The sequence below is a fragment of the Spongiactinospora gelatinilytica genome, from assembly GCF_003236385.1.
Taxonomy (GTDB): domain Bacteria; phylum Actinomycetota; class Actinomycetes; order Streptosporangiales; family Streptosporangiaceae; genus Spongiactinospora; species Spongiactinospora gelatinilytica.
The window spans coordinates 13,118-31,068 of sequence record NZ_POUA01000042.1 but is presented as its reverse complement, the minus strand read 5'-3'; the positions used below and the strand labels follow the sequence as shown (position 1 = coordinate 31,068).

Sequence of the window (17,951 nt, the reverse complement as noted above, 5' to 3'; positions counted from 1 at the left end):
GTCTCCGATGACGGCGGGGCGGGCGGGTTCGTCGGAGACCACGCGGCCGTCGGTGATGCGGATCACCCGGTCGGCCAGGTCGATCATGGCGGGCCGGTGGGCCACGATGACGGCGGTGCGGCCGCCGGCCAAGGCCCGGGTCGCGGACACGATCGCGGCCTCGCTGCGCCCGTCGAGCCGGGCGGTGGGCTCGTCCAGGAGGAGTACGGCGGCGCCGGGGCGGCAGAAGGCGCGGGCCAGGGCGATGCGCTGGCGCTGGCCCGCCGACAGGTCCGCGCCGCGCTCACCGAGCACGGTGTCATACCCTTGGGGCAGCGCCTCGACGAACTCGGCGGCCCGCGCGGCCGCCGCCGCGGCGCGCACGTCCACCGCCGGAGTATGACCGGCGTCGGCGAGCAGGAGGTTGTCGGTCACCGACGCGGCGAACAGGTGGGCGCGCTGCGGCACGAAGGCCAGCCGGGCGCGCCAGGCGTCCAAATCGAGCCGGTCCAGGTCCACCCCGCCGACGGTGACCCTGCCGTGCTCCGGGGTCACGAACCCCAGCAGCAGGTGCAGCAGCGTGCTCTTGCCCGCCCCGCTCTCCCCGATCACGGCCACCCGCTCGCCGGGCGCGATCACCAGGGAGACGTCGTCCAGCGCCGCGTCGTCGCGGCCCGGGTAGCGGACGGTCACGTTCTCCAGGCGGATCTCGGGGACGTCCGGGCCGGTCCGCGCGTCGCCCGCAGGGCCGGGTCCGTCGCCCGCGTCGGTGTCCAGTACGGCGAACGCCTGGTCGGCGGCGGCCACGCCCTCCATCGAGGCGTGGAACTTGGTGCCCATCGCCCGCAGCGGCAGGTACGCCTCCGGGGCGAGCAGCAGTACCAGCAGCGCGACGTGCAGGTCCATCGAGCCGGACAGCAGCCGCAGCCCGATCGGGACCGCCACCAGCGCCAGCGACAGCGAGGCGGCCAGCTCCAGGACCAGCGACGACAGGAACGCCACACGCAGCGTGCGCATGGTGGCCGCGCGATGCGCGCCGGCCACCTCCCGGATCACGTTCGCCTGGTGCCGGGCCCTGCCGAACGCCCGCAGCGTGGGCAGGCCGCGCACCACGTCCAGGAAGTGCCCGCCGAGCCGGGAGAGCGCCCGCCACTGGCGTTCGGTGACCGTCTTGGTGTGCCACCCGACCAGTGCGCCGAAGATCGGGATGAGCGGGAGGGTGATCAGGACGATGACCGCGCTGGCCCAGTCGGCGGAGAACAGCCGGACGAGGACGGCGATCGGTATGAATCCGGCGACCGCCACGGCCGGCAGGTATCCGGTCAGGTAGGGGTCGAGCGCGTCCAGGCCCCTGCCGGTCAGCGTGACCAGCTCACCGGATCGGTGCGCGGTGATCCTCGCGGGCCCGAGGTCCTGGAGCCGGGCCAGTAGCCGGTGGCGGAGCGTGGACTTGACCGCGCCCGCCGTACGGCCGGCCGCGAGACCTTGGGCCCAGCCGAGCAGCGCGCGCACTGCGACCACCGCGACCAGGCCCCACAGCGCGGTGACCGCGAACCGCCCGGACAGGACCCCCGCGAGCAGTTCGGCCTGGGCGATCACCAGCAGCCCGGCCAGCACCGCGGCGGCCAGGCACACCGCCAGGTGGCGGCCGACGGCCCGTTCCGTGCGGGCCAGTCGCAGGAGGTCCTTGTGCATGACTCCCTTTTACGATCGATCCTTCCAGCCCCGCTGGAACCCCGTTTCGGACGATCTGTGAGCTAGAAGAACGACGGCACGCGCGAGCCCGCAGGCCTGCGCGGTCCGAACGTCCGCCATACCCATATCTGCGCCCCCACCATGAGCGGCGCGAACGGAACCACCATAAGTCCGAGCATGTTCAGTGTCCCTGCCGGGGCGGCGTGGCCGACCACCGTGGAGGCGGTCAGCGCCAGCCCGGCGAGCGCGGGGGAGGCGGCGAGCAGGGCGGAGCCGAGCAGTGCGCGCCCGCCGCGCGGGCGGCCCTCGCCGGCCAGCCGCCACGCGGCGAACGTGCGGCCGTGGAAGGCGAACACGGCGGCCACCACGGCGGCGAGCACCACGCCGAGCAGCAGCGCGGGCAGGCCGTCGAGCCCGGTCGCCACCCGTGCCAGTGCGAAGCCCCAGGTGAGCGCGAGCCCCCACGATCCCGCGCAGAGCGCGCCGTCCCAGAACGCCCGCCAGCGCGGACCGTCCACGCGGCGGCGGAACCAAAGCCCGGCGTCGCGCACGATCCACGACACCAGCAGTGCCACCACCAGCGGGTAGAGCGCGAACAAGACGTCGCCCTCCAGCGTGGGGAACGCGCCGAACAGCACGCCCACCCCGGCCACCAGCCAGACCTCGTTCGCGAGCACGAAGGGGGCGATGGCCCCGACCAGCCGGTCGCGCGCGGCCTGGTCGCGGCCGAGCACGGGCAGCAACATGCCGACGCCGATGTCGAAGCCCTCTAGGGCGAAATATCCGGCGAGCAGCAGTGCCAGCGCGCCGAACCAGACGATCTCCATTCCTGCCTCCTAGTAGGTCAGCGCGGGGGAGGGACAGTCGGATGCGTGCGATTCCTCCGGCGCGCCGAGGAAGGTGGCGGCGGGGCCGCGCAGCACGGTACGCGCGATCAGCACGTAGTCGACGACCGCGAGCAGCCCGAGCAGCCCCGCGAAGGCGGCGAACGACGCGCCGACCATGCCGGGGGTCAGGCCGGGGGACATGGCGTCCGCCACGGTCAGCCTGCCGTTGATCATCCAGGGCTGGCGGCCGACCTCGCGGGCCAGCCAGCCGAGGATCGCGGCCACGAACGGCACCGGGGTGGCCAGGATCACGACGGGGTGCGTCCAGCGCCACTTCGGCAGCCACCAGATCAGCGGGAGCAGCAGGAACATGAACAGCAACATGAGCAGCTCGCCCAGCATGATCATCAATCCCAGGGACAGGCCGCTGAGCGGGTCGGAGTCGAACTTGCCCGGCTGGAGGCCGCCGATCGGGCCGAACTGCGCGAACCCGAAGCCGACCGCCAGGAAGACGCCGATGGAGGCCACCACCGTGCCCAGGCGCATCGAGCGGGTGAAGAACTCCGCCTCCGGGTGGCGGCGGCTGAGCTGGAACGCGCTGGCCCCGGCCACCACCAGCCCTCCGGCGAGCAGGCCCGCCCCGATCACGTGCGGGAAGGCGTAGACGAACGAGGGGTTGGACAGCAGCGCGCCCGGATCGGTCAGCGCCAGCCGGTCGCCGCGCACCTGCGAGCCCGCCGGGTTCTGCAGGAAGGCGTTGGCGACCATGATCCAGAACGCCGAGGCGTAGGCGGTCAGGGTGACCAACCAGATGCAGGCGAGGTGCAGCCACCGGGGCAGCCGGTGCCAGCCGAAGATCCACAGGGCCAGGAAGGTGGACTCCAGGAAGAACGCCACCAGTGTCTCGATGGCCAGCGGCGCGCCGAACACGTCGCCCGCGTAGTGGGACAGCCCGCTCCAGCTCAGCCCGAACTGGAACTCCATCACGAGCCCGGTGAACACGCCGAGCGCATAGTTGATCACGTATGTCTGGCCCCAGAAACGCGTCATCCGCTCGAACACCGGCTTGCCGGACAGGGCGTGCCGGGTCTGCATGATCGCCACCAGGGGGGCCAGGCCCAGGGTGAGCACGACGAACAGGAAGTGCAGGCTTCCCGTCACGGCGAACTGAGTCCGGGCGAGGTCGAGCACGTCCATCGTTGCCAACTCCGTCATTGTGTCTGCCTATATGTAGGGAGCCTACATGTAGACTGGCTACATGACGAATCGGGATAGAGTTACGGCGTGAACACCGACGCGCTGCGCGGGCACATGGACGCCCTCCTGCTGTCCGTGCTGGAACACGAGCCGCTACACGGTTACGCCATCATCGAGGCCCTGCAGGAGCGCAGTGGCGGAGCGTTGTCGGTGCCGACCGGGACGCTCTACCCGGCCCTGCGCCGGCTTGAGCGCGCGGGATACCTGGCGGGCGAGTGGGCGACGGTCGGCGGGCGAAAGCGCAGGACCTACCGGCTGACCGGCGCGGGACGCAAGGCGCTGGCCGGCGAACGCTCCGCCTGGCAGGCGTTCACCAGCGCGATCGGCAGCGTGCTCGAACCCCGCAGCGCTCGCTGACGATCGGGGGACGGGGGTTCAACGTCGTACTTGTGGGCCAGGCAGGCGTGCAGCAGGCCGTACCGGCGGCCGGTCAGGGAGTCGTCGCCGAAGCGGGCGCGCAGCCTGGCCGCCTCGGCCAGGTGGGCGCGGGACACGGGTTTCGGACCTCGCGCCCGGCGCTCCCCGGCGGGCGTTCGGTGCCGGGCGATGATGGGGGGCATGCTGATCCGTCACCACCGGATCCGCCGTTACGAGCGGGCCGTGGAGGTCCGCTCCGCGCAGTTCGGGGCGCGCGCGGACGACGAGGTCGTGGGCTGACCACCGCCCTCGCCCGATCTCCGGGAGGCCATACCATTCTCTTCTCCCGATCGGGAGGGGGGTCATGTGGATGTGTGGTTTGCACGTTATGTTGACCGGTTGTGGACACGGGCGTACGTTTCGGGGCGCCGGAGCGATTCCTCCCGCACAGGAGTGCGCCATGCCCAGACGCTCGGTTCCCGTCCTCGTGGCCACCGCATGCGCGGTGGCGGTGGCGGCGGTGATCGCCGTACTCAACCCGTCGGCCGCCGCCGGTGCCCAGGTCATCGGGGGCTTCGATTTCGGACGCGCCCAGGTGTCGGTCACCGGCCTGCAGGTTCCCTGGGGGCTCGCGTTCCTGCCCGACGGCAGCGCCCTGGTCGCCGAACGCAACACCGCCAGGATCATGCAGGTGCGCCCTGGGGCCACGCCGGTCCCGGTGGCGACCGTCCCCGGTGTGTCGGCGCGAGGGGAGAGCGGCCTGCTCGGGCTCGCCGTGTCCCCGACGTACGCGCAGGACCAGTGGGTCTACGCCTACTTCACCACCACCTCTGACAACCGGCTCGTCCGGTTCAAGCTCAGCGCGCCGCAGAGGCAGGAGGTACTGCTGTCCGGAGTGCCGAGGAACACCTACCACGACGGCGGCAGGATCGCCTTCGGACCCGATGGCCTGCTCTATGTCGCCACCGGCGACGCGGGCGTCATGGCCAACGCGCAGGACCTCGGCACCCCGGCGGGCAAGATCCTGCGCATGACCGCCACGGGCGGCGTGCCGCCGGGCAACCCGTTCAACTCCCTGGTCTACAGCTATGGCCACCGCAACGTGCAGGGCCTGACCTGGGACCACCGCGGCCGGCTGTTCGCCAGCGAGTTCGGCAACAACGCCTACGACGAGGTCAACCTGATCGTCGCGGGCGGCAACTACGGCTGGCCCACCTGCGAGGGCACCTGCAACAACCCCTCCTACCGCAACCCGATCGTCACCTGGCGGACGTCGGAGGCGTCGCCGAGCGGCATCGCGTACGCCAACGACACGCTGTTCGTCGCGGCGACGCGCGGCACCCGGCTGTGGACGGTGCCGGTCAACCCCGACGGAAGCGCGGGCACGCCGGTCGCCGAATTCCCGCGGACGTACGGCCGGCTGCGCACCGTCGCCGTCGGGCCGGACGGCTGGCTGTGGGTGGCCAACAACAACCGCGACGGCAGAGGCACGCCGTCGCCCGACGACGACCGGATCATCCGCGTGCCCCCGCAGGGCGGCCCCACCCCGACTGTGACACCCACCGTGACACCCACCGTGACCCCGACCGTCACTCCGACGGTGACGCCGACCGTCAGCCCCACCGTGACGCCGACGGGAGGTCTCGCCTGCTCGGCCACCTACCGGGTGGTCAGCGAGTGGGGCGGCGCCTTCCAGGGTGAGGTGGTCGTGCGCAACATCGGCCAGCGGACGTCATCGTGGACGGTCGGCTTCGCCTTCCCCAACGGCCAGCGGATCAACCAGGCATGGAACGGCCGGCACACCCAGTCCGGCGCGAACGTGACGATCCGCAACGAACCCTGGAACGGCGCGCTCGCCCCCGGCGGCACGCTCACCGTGGGCTTCAACGCCACATATTCCGGCTCCAACGGCCTGCCGGCCGCCGTGAACTGCACCGCGACCTGACCGCCGACGCCGAGGGGCCCCGGCGCTAGCCGGCGGCCCCCGGCGGCGCGGTGAACGACCGCAGGATCGCGGCGCACAGCGCGGGGAACAGCGCGTCGGCATGGTCCCGTTCGAAGAAACCGGACAGCTCCAGGCTGACCGCGCCGTGCATGGCCATCCACAGCTGGTCGGCGATCTCCCGGGGGTCGCCGGCCAGCTCGCCCGCGGCCACGGCCGCCTCGCACGCGGACTTCAGCAGGTGGAATGCCTTCCTGGCCTCGCGCCCGTCGTCCGCGCTGGGGGAGAACTCCGGGATCACCTTCTCGAACATGATCCGGTAGTAGTACGGCTCCGCGAGCGCGTACGCCCGATAGGCCGCGGTCAGGGCCAGCAGGTGGGCGGTCGGGCCGGGGCCGGGGCGCACGTCTTCCAGCGCCCGCCGGAACCGTGCGAACCCCTCCCGCCACAGCGCCTCGGCGAGCCCGTCCTTGCCGCCGAACAAGGTGTAGATCACCTTGGTGGAGCAGCCGGCCTCGGTCGCGATCCGCCGCACGGTGAGCGCCGCGTGCCCCTCGCGGGTGAGCAGCGTGATCGCCTGGTCCAAGATGGCGGTTCTGACCGCGTTCTGGCCGATTCGCTGTGCGCGCTCGTATGCGGTGCTGGTCATCTGAAGCCGTCCCTGTGCTCTACGTGGCCGCAACTCTAGACGATCCGCGCGTCGTAGCGCCCGTCAGAGCGTGCGGACCAGCCCGCCGTCGCAGCGCAGGGCGGTGCCGGTGACATAGGAGGCCGGGACGCCGCACAGGAACGCGGCGACCGCGCCGAACTCCTCCGGCCTGCCGTACCGGCCGATGGGGATGCCCTGCCGGGCCCGGGCCTCGACCTCCTCCCGCGTCATCCCGGTGCGGCCGGCCGCCGCCGCGTCGAGCTCGGCCACCCGGTCGGTGGCGATCCGGCCGGGCAGCAGCAGGTTGACCGTGACGCCGTCCGCGGCCACCTCGGCGGCCAGCGTCTTGAGGTAGGCGGCGAGGGCGGCCCGCCCGAGGTTGGACAGGGCGAGGTTGGCCAGCGGGGCGGCGACGCCGGTCGAGCCGATGGCCAGGACGCGTCCCCAGCAGCGGGCCCGCATCCCGGGCAGGGCGAGCGAGACGAGCCGCTGCTGGGGCAGCACCAGCGCGTCCACGGCCTGGCGTACGTCGTCGGAGGACATCCCGGCGGCGCCGCCCGGCTTGGGGCCGGGGCCGTTCAGGACGAGGACCTCGACCGGGCCGAACGCCTCGGTGGCCGCCGCGTGCAGCCGTTCGGGGCCGTCCTCGGCCAGCAGGTCGGCCTGCACGCCGATCGCCCCGGGCAACTCGGCGGCGATCTCGCGGGCGCGCTCGCCGCGCCGGCCGGACACGACGACGCGGGCGCCCTCCGCGGCCAGCGCGCGGGCGGTGGCCTCGCCCAGCCCTCCTGTGGACGCGCAGACCAGCGCGACCCGGCCGGTCAGCCCGAGGTCCATACAGCGCACCTCCATGTGCGAAACGGTGGTCAGCGGCCCCCGAACCGCCACGATCTCCCGAAGACCGTAACGTGCCCGCTCGGGAAGACACCCGCAGGGTGCCGCGCGGTGCCGGTGGCGATCCCCGTACCGCCCGGAACCACCGTGCGGAACCACCGGATTATCCTGTACGCTACCGACTGGCTACGGTTAGTAGCCGACTCGGCCGCCCAGACCACTGCGGCGCCCTCCTGAAGTCTGGAAATGATGGGATCCCGGGTGGCCGTGATGGGGTTTGCCGTTGACACCTCGTGGACGGACGGCTGCGCGGTCATATCGGTCGCCGGTGAGCTCGACATGGGGGCGGAGTCGATCGTGCGCGCCTGTCTGGAGGAGGTCTTCGCCGCCCCGGGCGCGGCCGTGGTGCTCGACCTGAGCGCCACCACCTTCATGGACGCGCGCGGCATCTCCATCCTGGTCGCCGCCCGCGCCATGGCCGAGCGGTCGAGAGTCGCCTTCCACGTCGTCGGCATCCGTCCCCGCCTACGCTCCACCCTGAAGGTCGTCGGCCTCGACACCGTCTTCCCCGACACCCACCCGGACCCTTACCCCACATGACGGCCCTGGCCGGTGTGGATCGGCCGATCGTGGCCGATGAGCAGGCCGCCCGGTTCTTGCCGGATCGGACCCTGCCGACACGGATCGGTGAGCGGCACGGTGGGCCGGGGCCGCTGGATGGACCGGTTGCCTCTGGTCGGCGGGTCGGCCGGGTCGCGCCCGGCGGCTGGTCCGCTCCAGGGCGTCCTCCTGTGCCGATGCTTCTCCCCGGACGCCTGCCGCTCCCGGAATCGCGGCTCGTGGCGGCGCTGACGGTGGAGGCGGTCAGGTGGGGTCGGGGAACAGGTCGGTGACGCAGGAGGAGCGGTCGATGACGTCCTGGGCCACCTCGGCGAGTTTCCGGCGGCGGGAGCGGGCGTAGCCGCGCAGGATGCGGAAGGCCTCCTCCATGCCGGTCCCCGAGCGTTCCGCGATCACGCCCTTGGCCTGCTCGATGAGGATGCGGCTGGTCAGCGCCGTCTGCAACTGCCCGACCAGCACCTCTCGCTCCGCGATGGTCCGCTGGTTGAGCAGCCCGATGGTGGCGACGTCCACCAGGGCCTGGCCGAGCAGTGCCTGCGGCTCGGACGGCTCGCCGGTACGGCGGGCGAACAGGCCGACCGCGCCGAGCACCTGGTCGCCGCGCCGCATGGGGATCGCCAGCACGGAGCAGAAGCCCGCCGCCAGCGCGGCCGGGGCGAACCTCGGCCAGCGCTCGCGGGCCTGGCTCAGGTCGGCGCACGCGATCCGCCGCCCGCCGTCGTAGGCGTCCGGACAGGGACCCTCGCCGCTCTCCAGTTGCAACACCTCCAGCAGGCGCACCCGTTCGGAGGAGGCGGCCACCACTTCAAGGCCGCCGGGCGGGGCCGCGGCGATCAGCCCGGCCTGCTCCACGTCCAGGACCTCCGCGCACCTCTCGGTCAGCATCTGCAGATATCCGCCGACATCGAAGTCCGCGGTGAGAGTGTCGGCCAGGGCGACGAAGGTCGTCGCCAACCGATCTTCCTTCGGCACGGTGGGCTCATCTCCTCGGACCCCCGATGGGCACGGCATGGCACGTCGCCGCCACCGGAGGAGTGGACTCCTTACTGCTGGGGCGTGTGGCCGGTGGGAGGAAAAGGATCAAGGAGTGAGACGGATCTGGGCGAAACGGTCTTAGCGTGTGATACTCAACCCCGGCGCTTACCCGAGGGAGGATCATGACGGTCGGGGAGACTTACGACCCGCTCGGCGCGCATCTGCGCGATCCCTATCCGGTGTACGACCGGGCACGGCAAGAGGAGCCGGTGTTCTATTCGCCGGTCATGGGGGCGTGGGTGGTCACGCGCTACGACGACGTGGTGACCGTGCTGCGCGACCCCGTCCTTTACTCCTCCTCCGCCCCGTTCACCAACGCGTTCCCGCTGCGCGAGGCGACGCTGGCCGAGCTGGGCAAGGGCTATCCGCCGCAGCCGGACCTGATCCAGTCCGATGGCGAGACGCATCTCAGGCTGCGTGCGCCGATCGCCGATGTGCTGAAGCCGGACCGGGTGGCCGCGCTGGAGCCGTTCGTCCGTGAGCAGGCGGCCGACCTGGTCGCCTCCTTCGCGGGGGCCGGGCGCGTGGAGTTCATGACGCAGTACGCCGTGCCGCTGCCCTGCCGGACGATCGGCCGGCTGTGCGGCCTTTCCGCCGAGCAGGCGCGTCTGGCCTACGAGTGGCTGGACGCCTTCATCATCCTGCGCTCGGCCCGTCTCACCGAGGAAGAGGAACTGGCCGGGGCCCGCGGGTTCGTACGGCTTCAGGAACTGATCGGCTCCCTGGTCCGCGAGCGCAGGGCCAAGCCGCGCGAGGACGCGATCAGTGAGGTGGTCGCGGCCAGCGTCCCCGGTGAGGAGCCGCTGTCCTACGAGGACGAGGCGCAGGTCGTGGCCAACCTGTTCCAGCTCGTCATCGCCGGGCACATCACGACCGTGCCACTCGGCGGCATGGCGATGGCGCTGCTGCTCGACCATCGCGAGCAGTGGGAACGGCTGTGCGCCGACCCCTCCCTGATCCCCGGCGCGGTGGAGGAGATCCTCCGGTACGGCACGCCCGCCAGCGGCCTCTACCGCGAGGTCACCGCGCCCACCGAACTCGGCGGGGTCGCCCTGCCCGCCGGATCGCGGGTACTGCTCCGCTACAACGCCGCCAACCGCGATCCCGGCAAATTCCAGCACGCCGCGGAATTCGACATCGAGCGGCAGCGCAACCGGCATCTCGCCTTCGGCCGTGGCGTCCATTTCTGCGTCGGCGCAGGACTCGCGCGTATGCAACTGCGGATCACGCTGGAGACGCTCACTTCGGAACTGCCCGGACTACGGCTCGCCGAGCCGGTAAGTTACCGGCCGGTTCATGACGTACGTCACCCTGAAGCGGTGCATCTAGTGTGGTGGAGGGCGGGCGGCGACGAATGACTGCGAACTTGACACATTGTTGAAATGCCCCATCGGCTGGAACGTGTCGCCTTACGCTGGCTCTCGGCCTACAGCGCGGGAAAGGAAGGACACGTGGGGATGGACTTGATTCAGTGCCCTGTGTGCACGGGGGTGCTGCCCGCATCCGGCCCGGACGCCTACACTCCGGCAAGGGGACGGCTGATCGTTTCCAACGGTTACTGCGATGGCGGATGCGCCGAGCCGGCGGCGCCGCCGCCCGTGCGGCAGCAGATCGCGGGACCGGCCCGGCACCAGCCGCAGCCGCAGCCGCAGGACACCGCCCTGCCCGTCTACACCACGCGGGTGCCATCCTGATCCACCGCCGCCTCACCGGTGCCCCTGCGTAGTGTGCCAGTAGTCGCGGGTCTCCACGGCGAGGCCGTCCGCGCCGAACCGGGCGAACACGCACCCGGCCAGCGTGACGGGCTCGCCGTCGTCCAGTGAGCGCACCTTGAACTCCGCGGCGGCGGTGTCGCCGTCCACCAGTGGCGTCCCGAACTCCACGCTCACCGGTGTCTCATCCGCGAACGACCACCGGATGTACTCCTCGATCGCGGCCCTGCCCCGATGCTCGGGGCGGAACGGCATGCTGCGGTGCACCGCGTCCTGCGCGTACAGCGCGATGATCGCCTCGACGTCGTGCTCCGCCCATCCGCGCCGCCACGTGCCGGTGAACCGCAGGGCGGCCTGCCTGGTGTCCATGAGATGCCATTGTCGCCGCCCGGCCCTACGATCGGCGCCATGCCCAAGGTAACGGCGCTCACCGGCGCAGGCATGTCCACCGATTCCGGCATCCCCGACTACCGGGGCCCCGCCGGGCTGTGGGAACAAGGACCCCGACTACGAAAAGCTCGTCACCTACTCCATCTATATGTCCGACCCGGACATCCGCCGCCGCTTGTGGCTGTTCCGCGCCGAGCCCACCCCTTATGATCACCTGGCCGAGCAGGTGATCGACACGCCGATCGGCGGCGCCGTCCCGCGCCTTTGCGAGACGCTGCTCGCCGGCGGCTGAGGGAGGTCGTGCCCATGATCGAATCCGCGCGCGCCCGCGACGTCGCCGGCCTGGTCCAGGCCGTGCGGGCGGGCGGCAGGGTCAGGTACCTGTTCTTCTGGGGACACCGGCCAACCGGCGAGCGGGTGCTGGTCGAGGCCGGCCCCACCGACCGGATCTGGGGGATCGGGATGACCGCGAGCGATGTCAGGGCCGAGCGGCCGCACGAGTGGGCCGGGCGCAACCTGCTCGGTTTCGCACTGATGGAGGCGCGCGCAGTCCTTGCCGGCGCCCCGGGATGACTCAGCGCCCCCGGGAGAGCCGGTCGGCCCGGCGGATCGGCTCGGGGATGCGGTAGGCCGGGGCCAGCCGCAGTACGTGCCCGCAGGCCTCGTCCAGGCCGACGCGGTGGCCCTGCGACACGTAGACCGGCTTGACGCCCTCGCGGGTCCGCAGGGCCCGCCCGACCACCTCGCCGTCCAGCACGATCGGCGTCCAGGAGCCCCGCTCGCGGGCCGGGAGGTCGTGCCGCCCGGCGAAGGGCGTCTTGGCGACGCCGATGACCGGCAGGCCGGTCAGCACGCCCAGATGACAGGCCAGGCCGAAGCGGCGCGGGTGGGCGAGGCCGTATCCGTCGCAGACGAGCAGGTCCGGCGTGATCGTGAGCCGGCGGCGCGAGCCGCCGCTGGATCGCCTCGGCCTCGGCGGCGGTCCGCGGCCAGTCCCTTGTCGCCGGGTGCAGCAGGGCAGACTACGCCGTGCCGCGCGAGCCCACGATCCGGGGCGACTCCGTTCCGGGCAGGGAGATTTTTTTGGGGGATCCGGGTAACAGGTGACCGGTATGAGCATCGTGCGACTCGGCACCGTGACCACGAAGGTGCCCGCCCGGCTCGACCGGCTGCCCTGGTCGCGCTGGCACTGGATGATCGTGGTCGGCCTTGGCACCGTGTGGATCCTGGACGGCCTGGAAGTCACCATCGTCGGCAACCTGACCGCCCAGTTGGCCAGGCCGGGCAGCGGCCTGGACATCACCCAGACGCAGGTGGCCGGCATGGCCGGGGCGCTTTACGTGGCGGGCGCGTGCACGGGGGCGCTGTTCTTCGGCTGGCTGACCGACCGGTTCGGCCGCAAGAAACTGTTCATGATCACCCTGCTGGTCTACCTGGCCGCCACCGCGCTCACCGCCTTCTCCTTCCAGGTGTGGTGGTTCTTCCTGTTCAGGTTCATGACGGGGTTCGGCATCGGCGGGGAGTACGCGGCGATCAACTCGGCCATCGACGAGCTGATCCCGAGCCGGCACCGCGGCAAGATCGACATCATCATCAACGGCAGCTACTGGCTGGGCGCGGCGGGCGGCGCGCTGCTCACCGTGCCGCTGCTCAACGACCTGCCGGTGAACATCGGCTGGCGGGTCGCCTTCGGCATGGGCGTGGTGCTCGGCCTGGCCATCCTGCTGGTACGACGGCATGTGCCGGAAAGCCCCCGCTGGCTGTTCATCCATGGCCGGGGCGAGGAGGCCGAACGCCTGGTCGGCGGCATCGAGCAGGAGGTCGAGCGGGAGACGGGCGCGCGCCTGGCCGAACCGGGCGAGGCGATCACCATCCGCCAGCGCAGATCCACCGGCTTCGGCACCGTCGCCCACACCCTGATCCGGGCCTACCCCAGGCGCACCGTCCTCGGTATGTCGCTGTTCATCGGCCAGGCGTTCCTCTACAACGCGATCACCTTCGGCTACGCCAACATCCTGGCCACCTTCTTCCAGATCGAGACGCACACCGGCTACTACTTCGCGGTGATCGCCATCGGCAACTTCCTCGGCCCGCTGCTGCTCGGCCACCTGTTCGACAGCGTCGGCAGGGTCCAGATGATCTCCGCCACCTACATCGGCTCCGGAGTGCTGCTGCTCATCACCGCCTGGCTGTTCGCCCAGGGCGCGCTCACCGCGGTGACCCTCACCGCCTGCTGGTGCCTGGTGCTCTTCGTGGCCTCGGCGGGCGCGAGTTCGGCGTACCTGACCGTCAGCGAGGTGTTCCCGATGGAGACCCGGGCGATGGCCATCGCGTTCTTCTACGCGATCGGCACCGCGGTCGGCGGCATCTCCGGCCCGCTGATCTTCGCCGGGCTGGTGGAGAGCGGCATGCCCGGCGACACCGCGCTGGCCTTCGCGATCGGCGCGGTGCTGATGATCCTCGCGGGGGTGGTCGAGCTGTTCCTCGGGGTCAGGGCCGAGGGCAAGGGCCTTGAGGCGATCGCCCGGCCGCTCAGCGCCACGGCGTGACCGGCTCCCCGGCCGCCGCGCGCAGCGTCTCGGCGATCTCGTCGGCGAGGGCCGGGGTGGCCGCCACGATGCCGCTCCACCTGCGGGTGAGGGCGCAGTGCGACAGCCGTACCGTCGGCCAGCCGCCGGCGACCGTGACCGCGACCAGGTCGGCGCGCGCGCCGGGCACCAGGCGACCCCGGTCGGTCAGCCCCGCCACCCGGGCCGGGCCGGAGGTGACCAGGGCGACCGCCCGGTGCAGCGGGACCAGGCCGTCCGCGGCCAGCCGCATCGCCGCCGCCAGCATCGCGGCCGGCAGGTAGATCGTTCCGTCCCGGGCGGGCTCCTCCACCAGGTAGGTGCCGGCCGAGCCGCAGTGGCGGCAGGCCGCCCCGGACGTGTGCTCGACCTCGAACGGCACGTCCTCGAAGGTCAGCGGTTCGACCAGGGTGTGCGGCGGTACGGCGTAGATGCGCTTCTCGCGTCCCGCGCCGAACAGGGTCAGGTGCGCCGAGTGGTCCAGCTTGGGCACGTCGAAGCGCGGGATCGGGGTGGGGGAGATCACGTAGCGGCCGTTCACCAGGCACGGGTAGCCCGCCGAACGGGTGACCACGCCGTTGCGCACGATGTCCTCGTACAGGCTGACCCACATCTTGGCGTAGTCGGCCTCGGCGTGCATCCGCCGCTGCTCGCGCATGTCCGACACCACGCCGCGCAGTGGCTCGGGCACCGGCACCTGCAGGACCAGCACCTGCTCCTCGGTCATCGGCGTCTCGGGGATGCGGTGCCGCGACTGCACGAGGGTGGCCTCGCGGGTGTCGGTGACCTCGTCGCAGCCGGCCTGCCCGCACACCAGCCTGCGCAGGTTGGCGGCGTTGACTCCGGCGTCCTCGCCCTGGTCGATGACCTTGAGCCGGTCCTCGGGGCCGACCAGGGCCAGCGTCACCTGCAGCCCGCCCGAGCCCCAGCCGCGGGCGACCGGCATCTCCCTGGAGCCGAACGGCACCTGGTAGCCCGGTACGGCCACGGCCGTGAGGACGGCTCTGCGCACCTCGCGCCGGGACAGCTCGTCGAAGATCCCGGTGGTCTCCGCGTCCCCGGCCAGGCCGCGCAGGGCCGTACCCGGGCGCAGGGTGGTGGTCATCGGGCGCCTCCATCGGCGGATGAGCCCCTGACCGCGCGCTTGCGGTCCAGGAGCGAGCGGAAGTCGACGTAGTGGGGGAGCTTGAGGTGCTCAAGGAAGCCGCACGCCTCGATCCCGTCGAGGGTGATCAGCACCCGCTGCTCCAGCTCGGTACGGCCGCCGTCGCGGTGGACCAGCAGGTCCAGCCCGGCCATGGCGATGGCCTTGCGCTCATTGTGGCCGAAGCACAGCCCGTAGCCGAGGTCCAGCCTGCTGCGGTCCTCCTCGGGCCGGTCCAAATCGTCGATGGTCTCGACCTCGGTGACCCGGATCTCGGTGACCGTGACCGGGCGGCCGGTGACGGGGTGGGCCACCTTGACCGGCAGCCAGCCGTGCCGTACCTCGCCGGGGATCTCGTGGCCGTGCTTGACGGTGCTGAAGGTGTAGGCGTACCAGAGGTTCACCAGCGCGCCGGTCTCGGCGCGCGCCAGCGCGGCCAGTACGGCCGAGCGCGGCGCACCCGGCCGCGCCGGGACCCGGGTGATGTCGAACGGCTCCGGGTCCTCGGCATCCGCGCCGGGCCGCCGTTCCACGACCATGTCCATCTCGCGCAGCAGCCCGATCAGCCGCGGCGGATGCCGGAGGTCCTGGTCCCCGGTGGTGACCGGCTCGTCGTGGACGTGCCCATGGCCGTGCCCGTGCCCGTGCCCGTGCTCATGGGCGTGGTCGTGGGGTGCGTCCTCGGCCGCGTCGGCGTCCTCGGGCATCAGGTCGAGCAGCCGGCCCACGTAGTCGGTGGTACGGCCGAGGAGCTGGCGGCCCGGCGGGTTGCGGAAGGCCGATGAGATGCGCCGGATCACCCGCAGCTCGTCGGTGGAGGCCACCTCGGAGTAGGCCAGGCGGGGGATCGAGGAACGGTGGGCGCGCAGCAACTGGGCGGCCTCCATCACGTCGCCCTCGGCCCGGCGCAGCGCCCGCGCGGCCAGCTCCGGCGACCACAGCCCGCCCTCGCCCATCACCCGGTCCACGGCGAGGCCCATCCGTTCGATGAGCTGGGCGAGGCCGATCCGGTCGCTGCCGGCCTCCTCGCCGCTGCTCCGTACCAGCCGCTCGGCCGCGAGGATCGCCTCGGTGCCGCCGCGCGCGTTGGAGAATCCCATCAGCCCTCTCCGTCCAGCGTGATCCGCGTGCTGCGCGGCAGGCCGGCCACCGCGCCGTCCGGCGCGACCAGGAAGGTGTCGATCCCGGCGGGGAAGCCGGCGTTGGCCGCGGCCAGCGCCCTGGCGGCGTCCTCGCCGAATCCGCGCACCGCAAGCTCGGCCCGCCCGTCGATCCCGGGCCCGGTGAGCGCCAGCACCGTGTCGCCCGGCGCGGCCTGCGCGCCGGGGAGCAGTGCGTCCACCGCCTGTACCAGGCGCGCGCCCAGCTCGGGGTGCAGCGCGTCGCCGCGCGGCAGCGCGCCGATCTCGGCGGGCGTGAGCGGGCGCAGCGCCAGCACCAGGCGGGCCGCCTGCGGCTCGGCGGCGGGCGCGCCGGTCGCCACGCGCAGGGCCCGCGCCCATTCCTGCCGCCCGCCGTCGGCCAGTACGGCCAGCGGGACCTCCACGTCCGCCAGCCCGGCCACCGGGATGGTCGCGGCGGGCGTGCCCCGGGTCACCGCCAGGTGGCCGATCCGCCCCGGCCGGGACAGCACGTCCAGCAGCACCCGGAAGTCGCGCTGGGAGGCGCGCGGGTCGCGCCGCACCCCTCGCACATCCGCCGGACTCGTGCTCGCGGTCATGGCAGTTCCTCGAAGGTCACCAGGGTCGGGGCGATGCGCGCCCATTCCTCGTCGATCTCGCGCCGCCTGCGCCGCTCGACGGCCGCGCACAGTTCCTCCACCTCGGCGGACTCCGGCAGCCCGGCGGCGCAGACGGCGTCCAGCAGGGCGGCGGCCAGCGCGGCGATGCGGTCGTCGTCGCCGCGCATCGACCAGCCGGCGACGCCAGCGACCTCCGCTCCGCAGCGGGTCACGAGCACCTCCCCGAGGTAGAAGCGCTCCTCGGCGATGGGTTCGCGCACCTGGAGCATCACCATCCCCACCTCGGGCGGGACCAGGACGGCCGGTTCGCCGAGCGCGCCCTGGGCGAGCAGGCGTTCGGCCAGCGCGACGAGTTCGTCGCGGGTGGCCGCGGACAGCAGTTCGGCGCGGTGCTCGGTCGTGAGCTTCGCGGTCACGGTGTTCGTTCCTCCATCTCGAAGCTGATGTTGAGCACGTCCGCGCGCATGTACGTGCGGGCGCTCTCGATGGGCGTTCCGTGCGAGGTGCGGTTGACGCTCTCGGCCAGCCAGGTCGGCGTCCGGTCCACGGTGAGGTGGTCGGCGATCACCTGCGGCGGGCTGGCCAGGCTGATCCGGTAGCGCAGCCGCTGCACGGCGATGCCGTAGCGCCTGCGCAGCGCGGTGGCCAGGGACGGCTCGCCGGTCAGCGCGACGTCCAGGCCGGGCAGCGCGCGGTACGGGAGCACGCTGGTCGCGTACGCCGCCACCTCCCCGTTCACGGTGAAGACGCGCTCCACCGACCACACGGCGCTGGCGGCGGGCAGGGCGAGCTGGCGGCACTCCTGCTCCACGGCCCGCCGCACGGCGACCGAGATCAGCCGCACCCCCGGCACGCCGCCCGCGCGGCGCAGCGTCTCGCTGAACGAGGGCGGCCACGCGGGGCTGATGACGTAGTCCAGCCGGCCCCTTCGGAACGTTCCACGGCCTTGCACCCGGTGGACCAGCAGGCGGCGTTCCAGCTCCTGAAGCGCCGCCCGGGCGGTGGGCCGGCTGACGCCGAACCGGCTGGCCAGGGCGTGCTCGCTCGGCACCCGTGAGCCCACGGGCACGTGCTGCAGTTCTGACTCCAGCTCTTCTGCCATCTCCAAATAGCGGTGGGAGCTTGTCATGACAAGCAGGTTGGCCGCCGATGGTGAACCGGAGGGGCCCGGCGGGTGAATCGGCACCTGCCGGGCGGTCAC

Annotated in this window: 20 protein-coding genes and 1 pseudogene; 8 read left to right on the top strand and 13 right to left on the bottom strand. The window is 72.3% G+C overall.

The annotated features are described in order from the left end of the window. From cydD to C1I98_RS08445, 3 genes are all read right to left on the bottom strand, one after another. Positions 1-1,674 (bottom strand): thiol reductant ABC exporter subunit CydD (gene cydD / locus C1I98_RS08455; RefSeq protein WP_111166518.1); only part of this gene is annotated, 1,674 nt, incomplete at its 3' end. 62 nt (positions 1,675-1,736) lie between these two features. Beyond that, positions 1,737-2,501, bottom strand: coding sequence for a cytochrome d ubiquinol oxidase subunit II (locus C1I98_RS08450; RefSeq protein ID WP_111166517.1), 765 nt, complete (start codon positions 2,499-2,501; stop codon positions 1,737-1,739). A 9-nt stretch (positions 2,502-2,510) separates the two neighbouring features. Next, positions 2,511-3,698 (bottom strand): cytochrome ubiquinol oxidase subunit I, encoded by a 1,188-nt coding sequence (locus tag C1I98_RS08445; RefSeq protein WP_111166516.1) that lies wholly within the window; start codon positions 3,696-3,698, stop codon positions 2,511-2,513. Between the two features lie 87 nt (positions 3,699-3,785). Here C1I98_RS08445 and C1I98_RS08440 point away from each other — a divergent pair, with 87 nt between their 5' ends. Further along, positions 3,786-4,115: a PadR family transcriptional regulator gene (locus C1I98_RS08440; RefSeq protein ID WP_111166515.1), complete on the top strand. Its 330-nt coding sequence runs from the start codon at positions 3,786-3,788 to the stop codon at positions 4,113-4,115. 460 nt (positions 4,116-4,575) lie between these two features. Further along, a complete protein-coding gene (locus C1I98_RS08435; protein WP_199536803.1) occupies positions 4,576-6,060 on the top strand; it encodes a PQQ-dependent sugar dehydrogenase in 1,485 nt (494 codons plus the stop codon). A 25-nt stretch (positions 6,061-6,085) separates the two neighbouring features. Here C1I98_RS08435 and C1I98_RS08430 read toward each other — a convergent pair whose 3' ends face one another. Further along, complete coding sequence (locus C1I98_RS08430; RefSeq protein ID WP_111166513.1) at positions 6,086-6,706, bottom strand: TetR/AcrR family transcriptional regulator; 621 nt, start codon at positions 6,704-6,706, stop codon at positions 6,086-6,088. Between the two features lie 63 nt (positions 6,707-6,769). Then, positions 6,770-7,558: an SDR family oxidoreductase gene (locus C1I98_RS08425; RefSeq protein ID WP_233507463.1), complete on the bottom strand. Its 789-nt coding sequence runs from the start codon at positions 7,556-7,558 to the stop codon at positions 6,770-6,772. Between the two features lie 252 nt (positions 7,559-7,810). Between C1I98_RS08425 and C1I98_RS08420 the strand changes: the two genes are divergently transcribed. After that, a complete protein-coding gene (locus tag C1I98_RS08420) occupies positions 7,811-8,140 on the top strand; it encodes an STAS domain-containing protein (RefSeq protein WP_158557966.1) in 330 nt (109 codons plus the stop codon). 264 nt (positions 8,141-8,404) lie between these two features. Here the strand turns inward: C1I98_RS08420 and C1I98_RS08415 are convergent, their stop codons facing one another. Then, entirely contained in the window at positions 8,405-9,115 is a 711-nt protein-coding gene (locus C1I98_RS08415; protein WP_233507460.1) for a GAF and ANTAR domain-containing protein, read from the bottom strand. Positions 9,116-9,318: 203 nt separating this feature from the next. On the opposite strand from C1I98_RS08415, the gene C1I98_RS08410 reads away from it, so the two are divergent. Together C1I98_RS08410 and C1I98_RS08405 are read left to right on the top strand one after the other, a co-directional pair. After that, the gene (locus C1I98_RS08410) at positions 9,319-10,554 is read left to right on the top strand and encodes a cytochrome P450 (RefSeq protein ID WP_111166510.1); all 1,236 of its coding nucleotides are present in this window, start codon (positions 9,319-9,321) and stop codon (positions 10,552-10,554) included. A 99-nt stretch (positions 10,555-10,653) separates the two neighbouring features. After that, complete coding sequence (locus C1I98_RS08405; protein WP_146607335.1) at positions 10,654-10,890, top strand: hypothetical protein; 237 nt, start codon at positions 10,654-10,656, stop codon at positions 10,888-10,890. Between the two features lie 12 nt (positions 10,891-10,902). Here the strand turns inward: C1I98_RS08405 and C1I98_RS08400 are convergent, their stop codons facing one another. Continuing rightward, positions 10,903-11,277, bottom strand: a complete 375-nt coding sequence (locus C1I98_RS08400) for a nuclear transport factor 2 family protein (protein WP_111166508.1) — start codon at positions 11,275-11,277, stop codon at positions 10,903-10,905. 169 nt (positions 11,278-11,446) lie between these two features. On the opposite strand from C1I98_RS08400, the gene C1I98_RS43700 reads away from it, so the two are divergent. Together C1I98_RS43700 and C1I98_RS46320 are read left to right on the top strand one after the other, a co-directional pair. After that, positions 11,447-11,590, top strand: a complete 144-nt coding sequence (locus tag C1I98_RS43700) for a hypothetical protein (protein WP_233507470.1) — start codon at positions 11,447-11,449, stop codon at positions 11,588-11,590. 14 nt (positions 11,591-11,604) lie between these two features. Beyond that, complete coding sequence (locus C1I98_RS46320) at positions 11,605-11,871, top strand: NADAR domain-containing protein (RefSeq protein ID WP_111166507.1); 267 nt, start codon at positions 11,605-11,607, stop codon at positions 11,869-11,871. 1 nt (position 11,872) lies between these two features. Here the strand turns inward: C1I98_RS46320 and C1I98_RS08385 are convergent. Continuing rightward, positions 11,873-12,238 (bottom strand): annotated as a pseudogene (locus tag C1I98_RS08385) (endonuclease V); the annotation flags it as partial. Between the two features lie 172 nt (positions 12,239-12,410). Here C1I98_RS08385 and C1I98_RS08380 point away from each other — a divergent pair. Further along, complete coding sequence (locus tag C1I98_RS08380; RefSeq protein WP_111166506.1) at positions 12,411-13,847, top strand: MFS transporter; 1,437 nt, start codon at positions 12,411-12,413, stop codon at positions 13,845-13,847. Here C1I98_RS08380 and C1I98_RS08375 read toward each other — a convergent pair. The 5 genes from C1I98_RS08375 to C1I98_RS08355 are packed head-to-tail and all read right to left on the bottom strand — an operon-like array spanning position 13,831 to position 17,879. After that, positions 13,831-14,970, bottom strand: coding sequence for an alpha-D-ribose 1-methylphosphonate 5-phosphate C-P-lyase PhnJ (locus tag C1I98_RS08375; RefSeq protein WP_111166505.1), 1,140 nt, complete (start codon positions 14,968-14,970; stop codon positions 13,831-13,833). The two genes, C1I98_RS08380 and C1I98_RS08375, sit on opposite strands and share 17 nt — an antisense overlap. Further along, complete coding sequence (locus tag C1I98_RS08370; RefSeq protein WP_111166504.1) at positions 14,967-16,109, bottom strand: carbon-phosphorus lyase complex subunit PhnI; 1,143 nt, start codon at positions 16,107-16,109, stop codon at positions 14,967-14,969. The genes C1I98_RS08375 and C1I98_RS08370 overlap by 4 nt, the downstream gene beginning before the upstream one ends. Continuing rightward, positions 16,109-16,729 carry a phosphonate C-P lyase system protein PhnH gene (phnH, locus tag C1I98_RS08365; protein ID WP_158557965.1) on the bottom strand — a complete coding sequence of 207 codons (621 nt, stop codon included), beginning with the start codon at positions 16,727-16,729 and terminating at the stop codon, positions 16,109-16,111. The genes C1I98_RS08370 and phnH overlap by 1 nt, the downstream gene beginning before the upstream one ends. Beyond that, positions 16,726-17,166, bottom strand: coding sequence for a phosphonate C-P lyase system protein PhnG (locus C1I98_RS08360; protein ID WP_111166502.1), 441 nt, complete (start codon positions 17,164-17,166; stop codon positions 16,726-16,728). The genes phnH and C1I98_RS08360 overlap by 4 nt, the downstream gene beginning before the upstream one ends. After that, positions 17,163-17,879 (bottom strand): GntR family transcriptional regulator, encoded by a 717-nt coding sequence (locus C1I98_RS08355; RefSeq protein WP_146607334.1) that lies wholly within the window; start codon positions 17,877-17,879, stop codon positions 17,163-17,165. Before C1I98_RS08355 ends, C1I98_RS08360 begins: the two co-directional genes overlap by 4 nt. Positions 17,880-17,951 lie beyond the last annotated feature (72 nt).

Excerpts from the sequence above, each read along its gene's own strand:
- C1I98_RS08355 (WP_146607334.1), bottom strand. The coding sequence starts at position 17,879 with ATGACAAGCTCCCACCGCTATTTGGAGATGGCAGAAGAGCTGGAGTCA.
- C1I98_RS08410 (WP_111166510.1), top strand. The coding sequence starts at position 9,319 with ATGACGGTCGGGGAGACTTACGACCCGCTCGGCGCGCATCTGCGCGAT.
- C1I98_RS08425 (WP_233507463.1), bottom strand. The coding sequence starts at position 7,558 with ATGGAGGTGCGCTGTATGGACCTCGGGCTGACCGGCCGGGTCGCGCTG.
- C1I98_RS46320 (WP_111166507.1), top strand. The coding sequence starts at position 11,605 with ATGATCGAATCCGCGCGCGCCCGCGACGTCGCCGGCCTGGTCCAGGCC.
- C1I98_RS43700 (WP_233507470.1), top strand. The coding sequence starts at position 11,447 with ATGTCCGACCCGGACATCCGCCGCCGCTTGTGGCTGTTCCGCGCCGAG.
- phnH (WP_158557965.1), bottom strand. The coding sequence starts at position 16,729 with ATGACCGCGAGCACGAGTCCGGCGGATGTGCGAGGGGTGCGGCGCGAC.
- C1I98_RS08405 (WP_146607335.1), top strand. The coding sequence starts at position 10,654 with ATGGACTTGATTCAGTGCCCTGTGTGCACGGGGGTGCTGCCCGCATCC.
- C1I98_RS08450 (WP_111166517.1), bottom strand. The coding sequence starts at position 2,501 with ATGGAGATCGTCTGGTTCGGCGCGCTGGCACTGCTGCTCGCCGGATAT.
- C1I98_RS08420 (WP_158557966.1), top strand. The coding sequence starts at position 7,811 with ATGGGGTTTGCCGTTGACACCTCGTGGACGGACGGCTGCGCGGTCATA.
- C1I98_RS08400 (WP_111166508.1), bottom strand. The coding sequence starts at position 11,277 with ATGGACACCAGGCAGGCCGCCCTGCGGTTCACCGGCACGTGGCGGCGC.
- C1I98_RS08380 (WP_111166506.1), top strand. The coding sequence starts at position 12,411 with ATGAGCATCGTGCGACTCGGCACCGTGACCACGAAGGTGCCCGCCCGG.
- C1I98_RS08445 (WP_111166516.1), bottom strand. The coding sequence starts at position 3,698 with ATGGACGTGCTCGACCTCGCCCGGACTCAGTTCGCCGTGACGGGAAGC.
- C1I98_RS08435 (WP_199536803.1), top strand. The coding sequence starts at position 4,576 with ATGCCCAGACGCTCGGTTCCCGTCCTCGTGGCCACCGCATGCGCGGTG.
- C1I98_RS08370 (WP_111166504.1), bottom strand. The coding sequence starts at position 16,109 with ATGGGATTCTCCAACGCGCGCGGCGGCACCGAGGCGATCCTCGCGGCC.
- C1I98_RS08430 (WP_111166513.1), bottom strand. The coding sequence starts at position 6,706 with ATGACCAGCACCGCATACGAGCGCGCACAGCGAATCGGCCAGAACGCG.
- C1I98_RS08375 (WP_111166505.1), bottom strand. The coding sequence starts at position 14,970 with ATGACCACCACCCTGCGCCCGGGTACGGCCCTGCGCGGCCTGGCCGGG.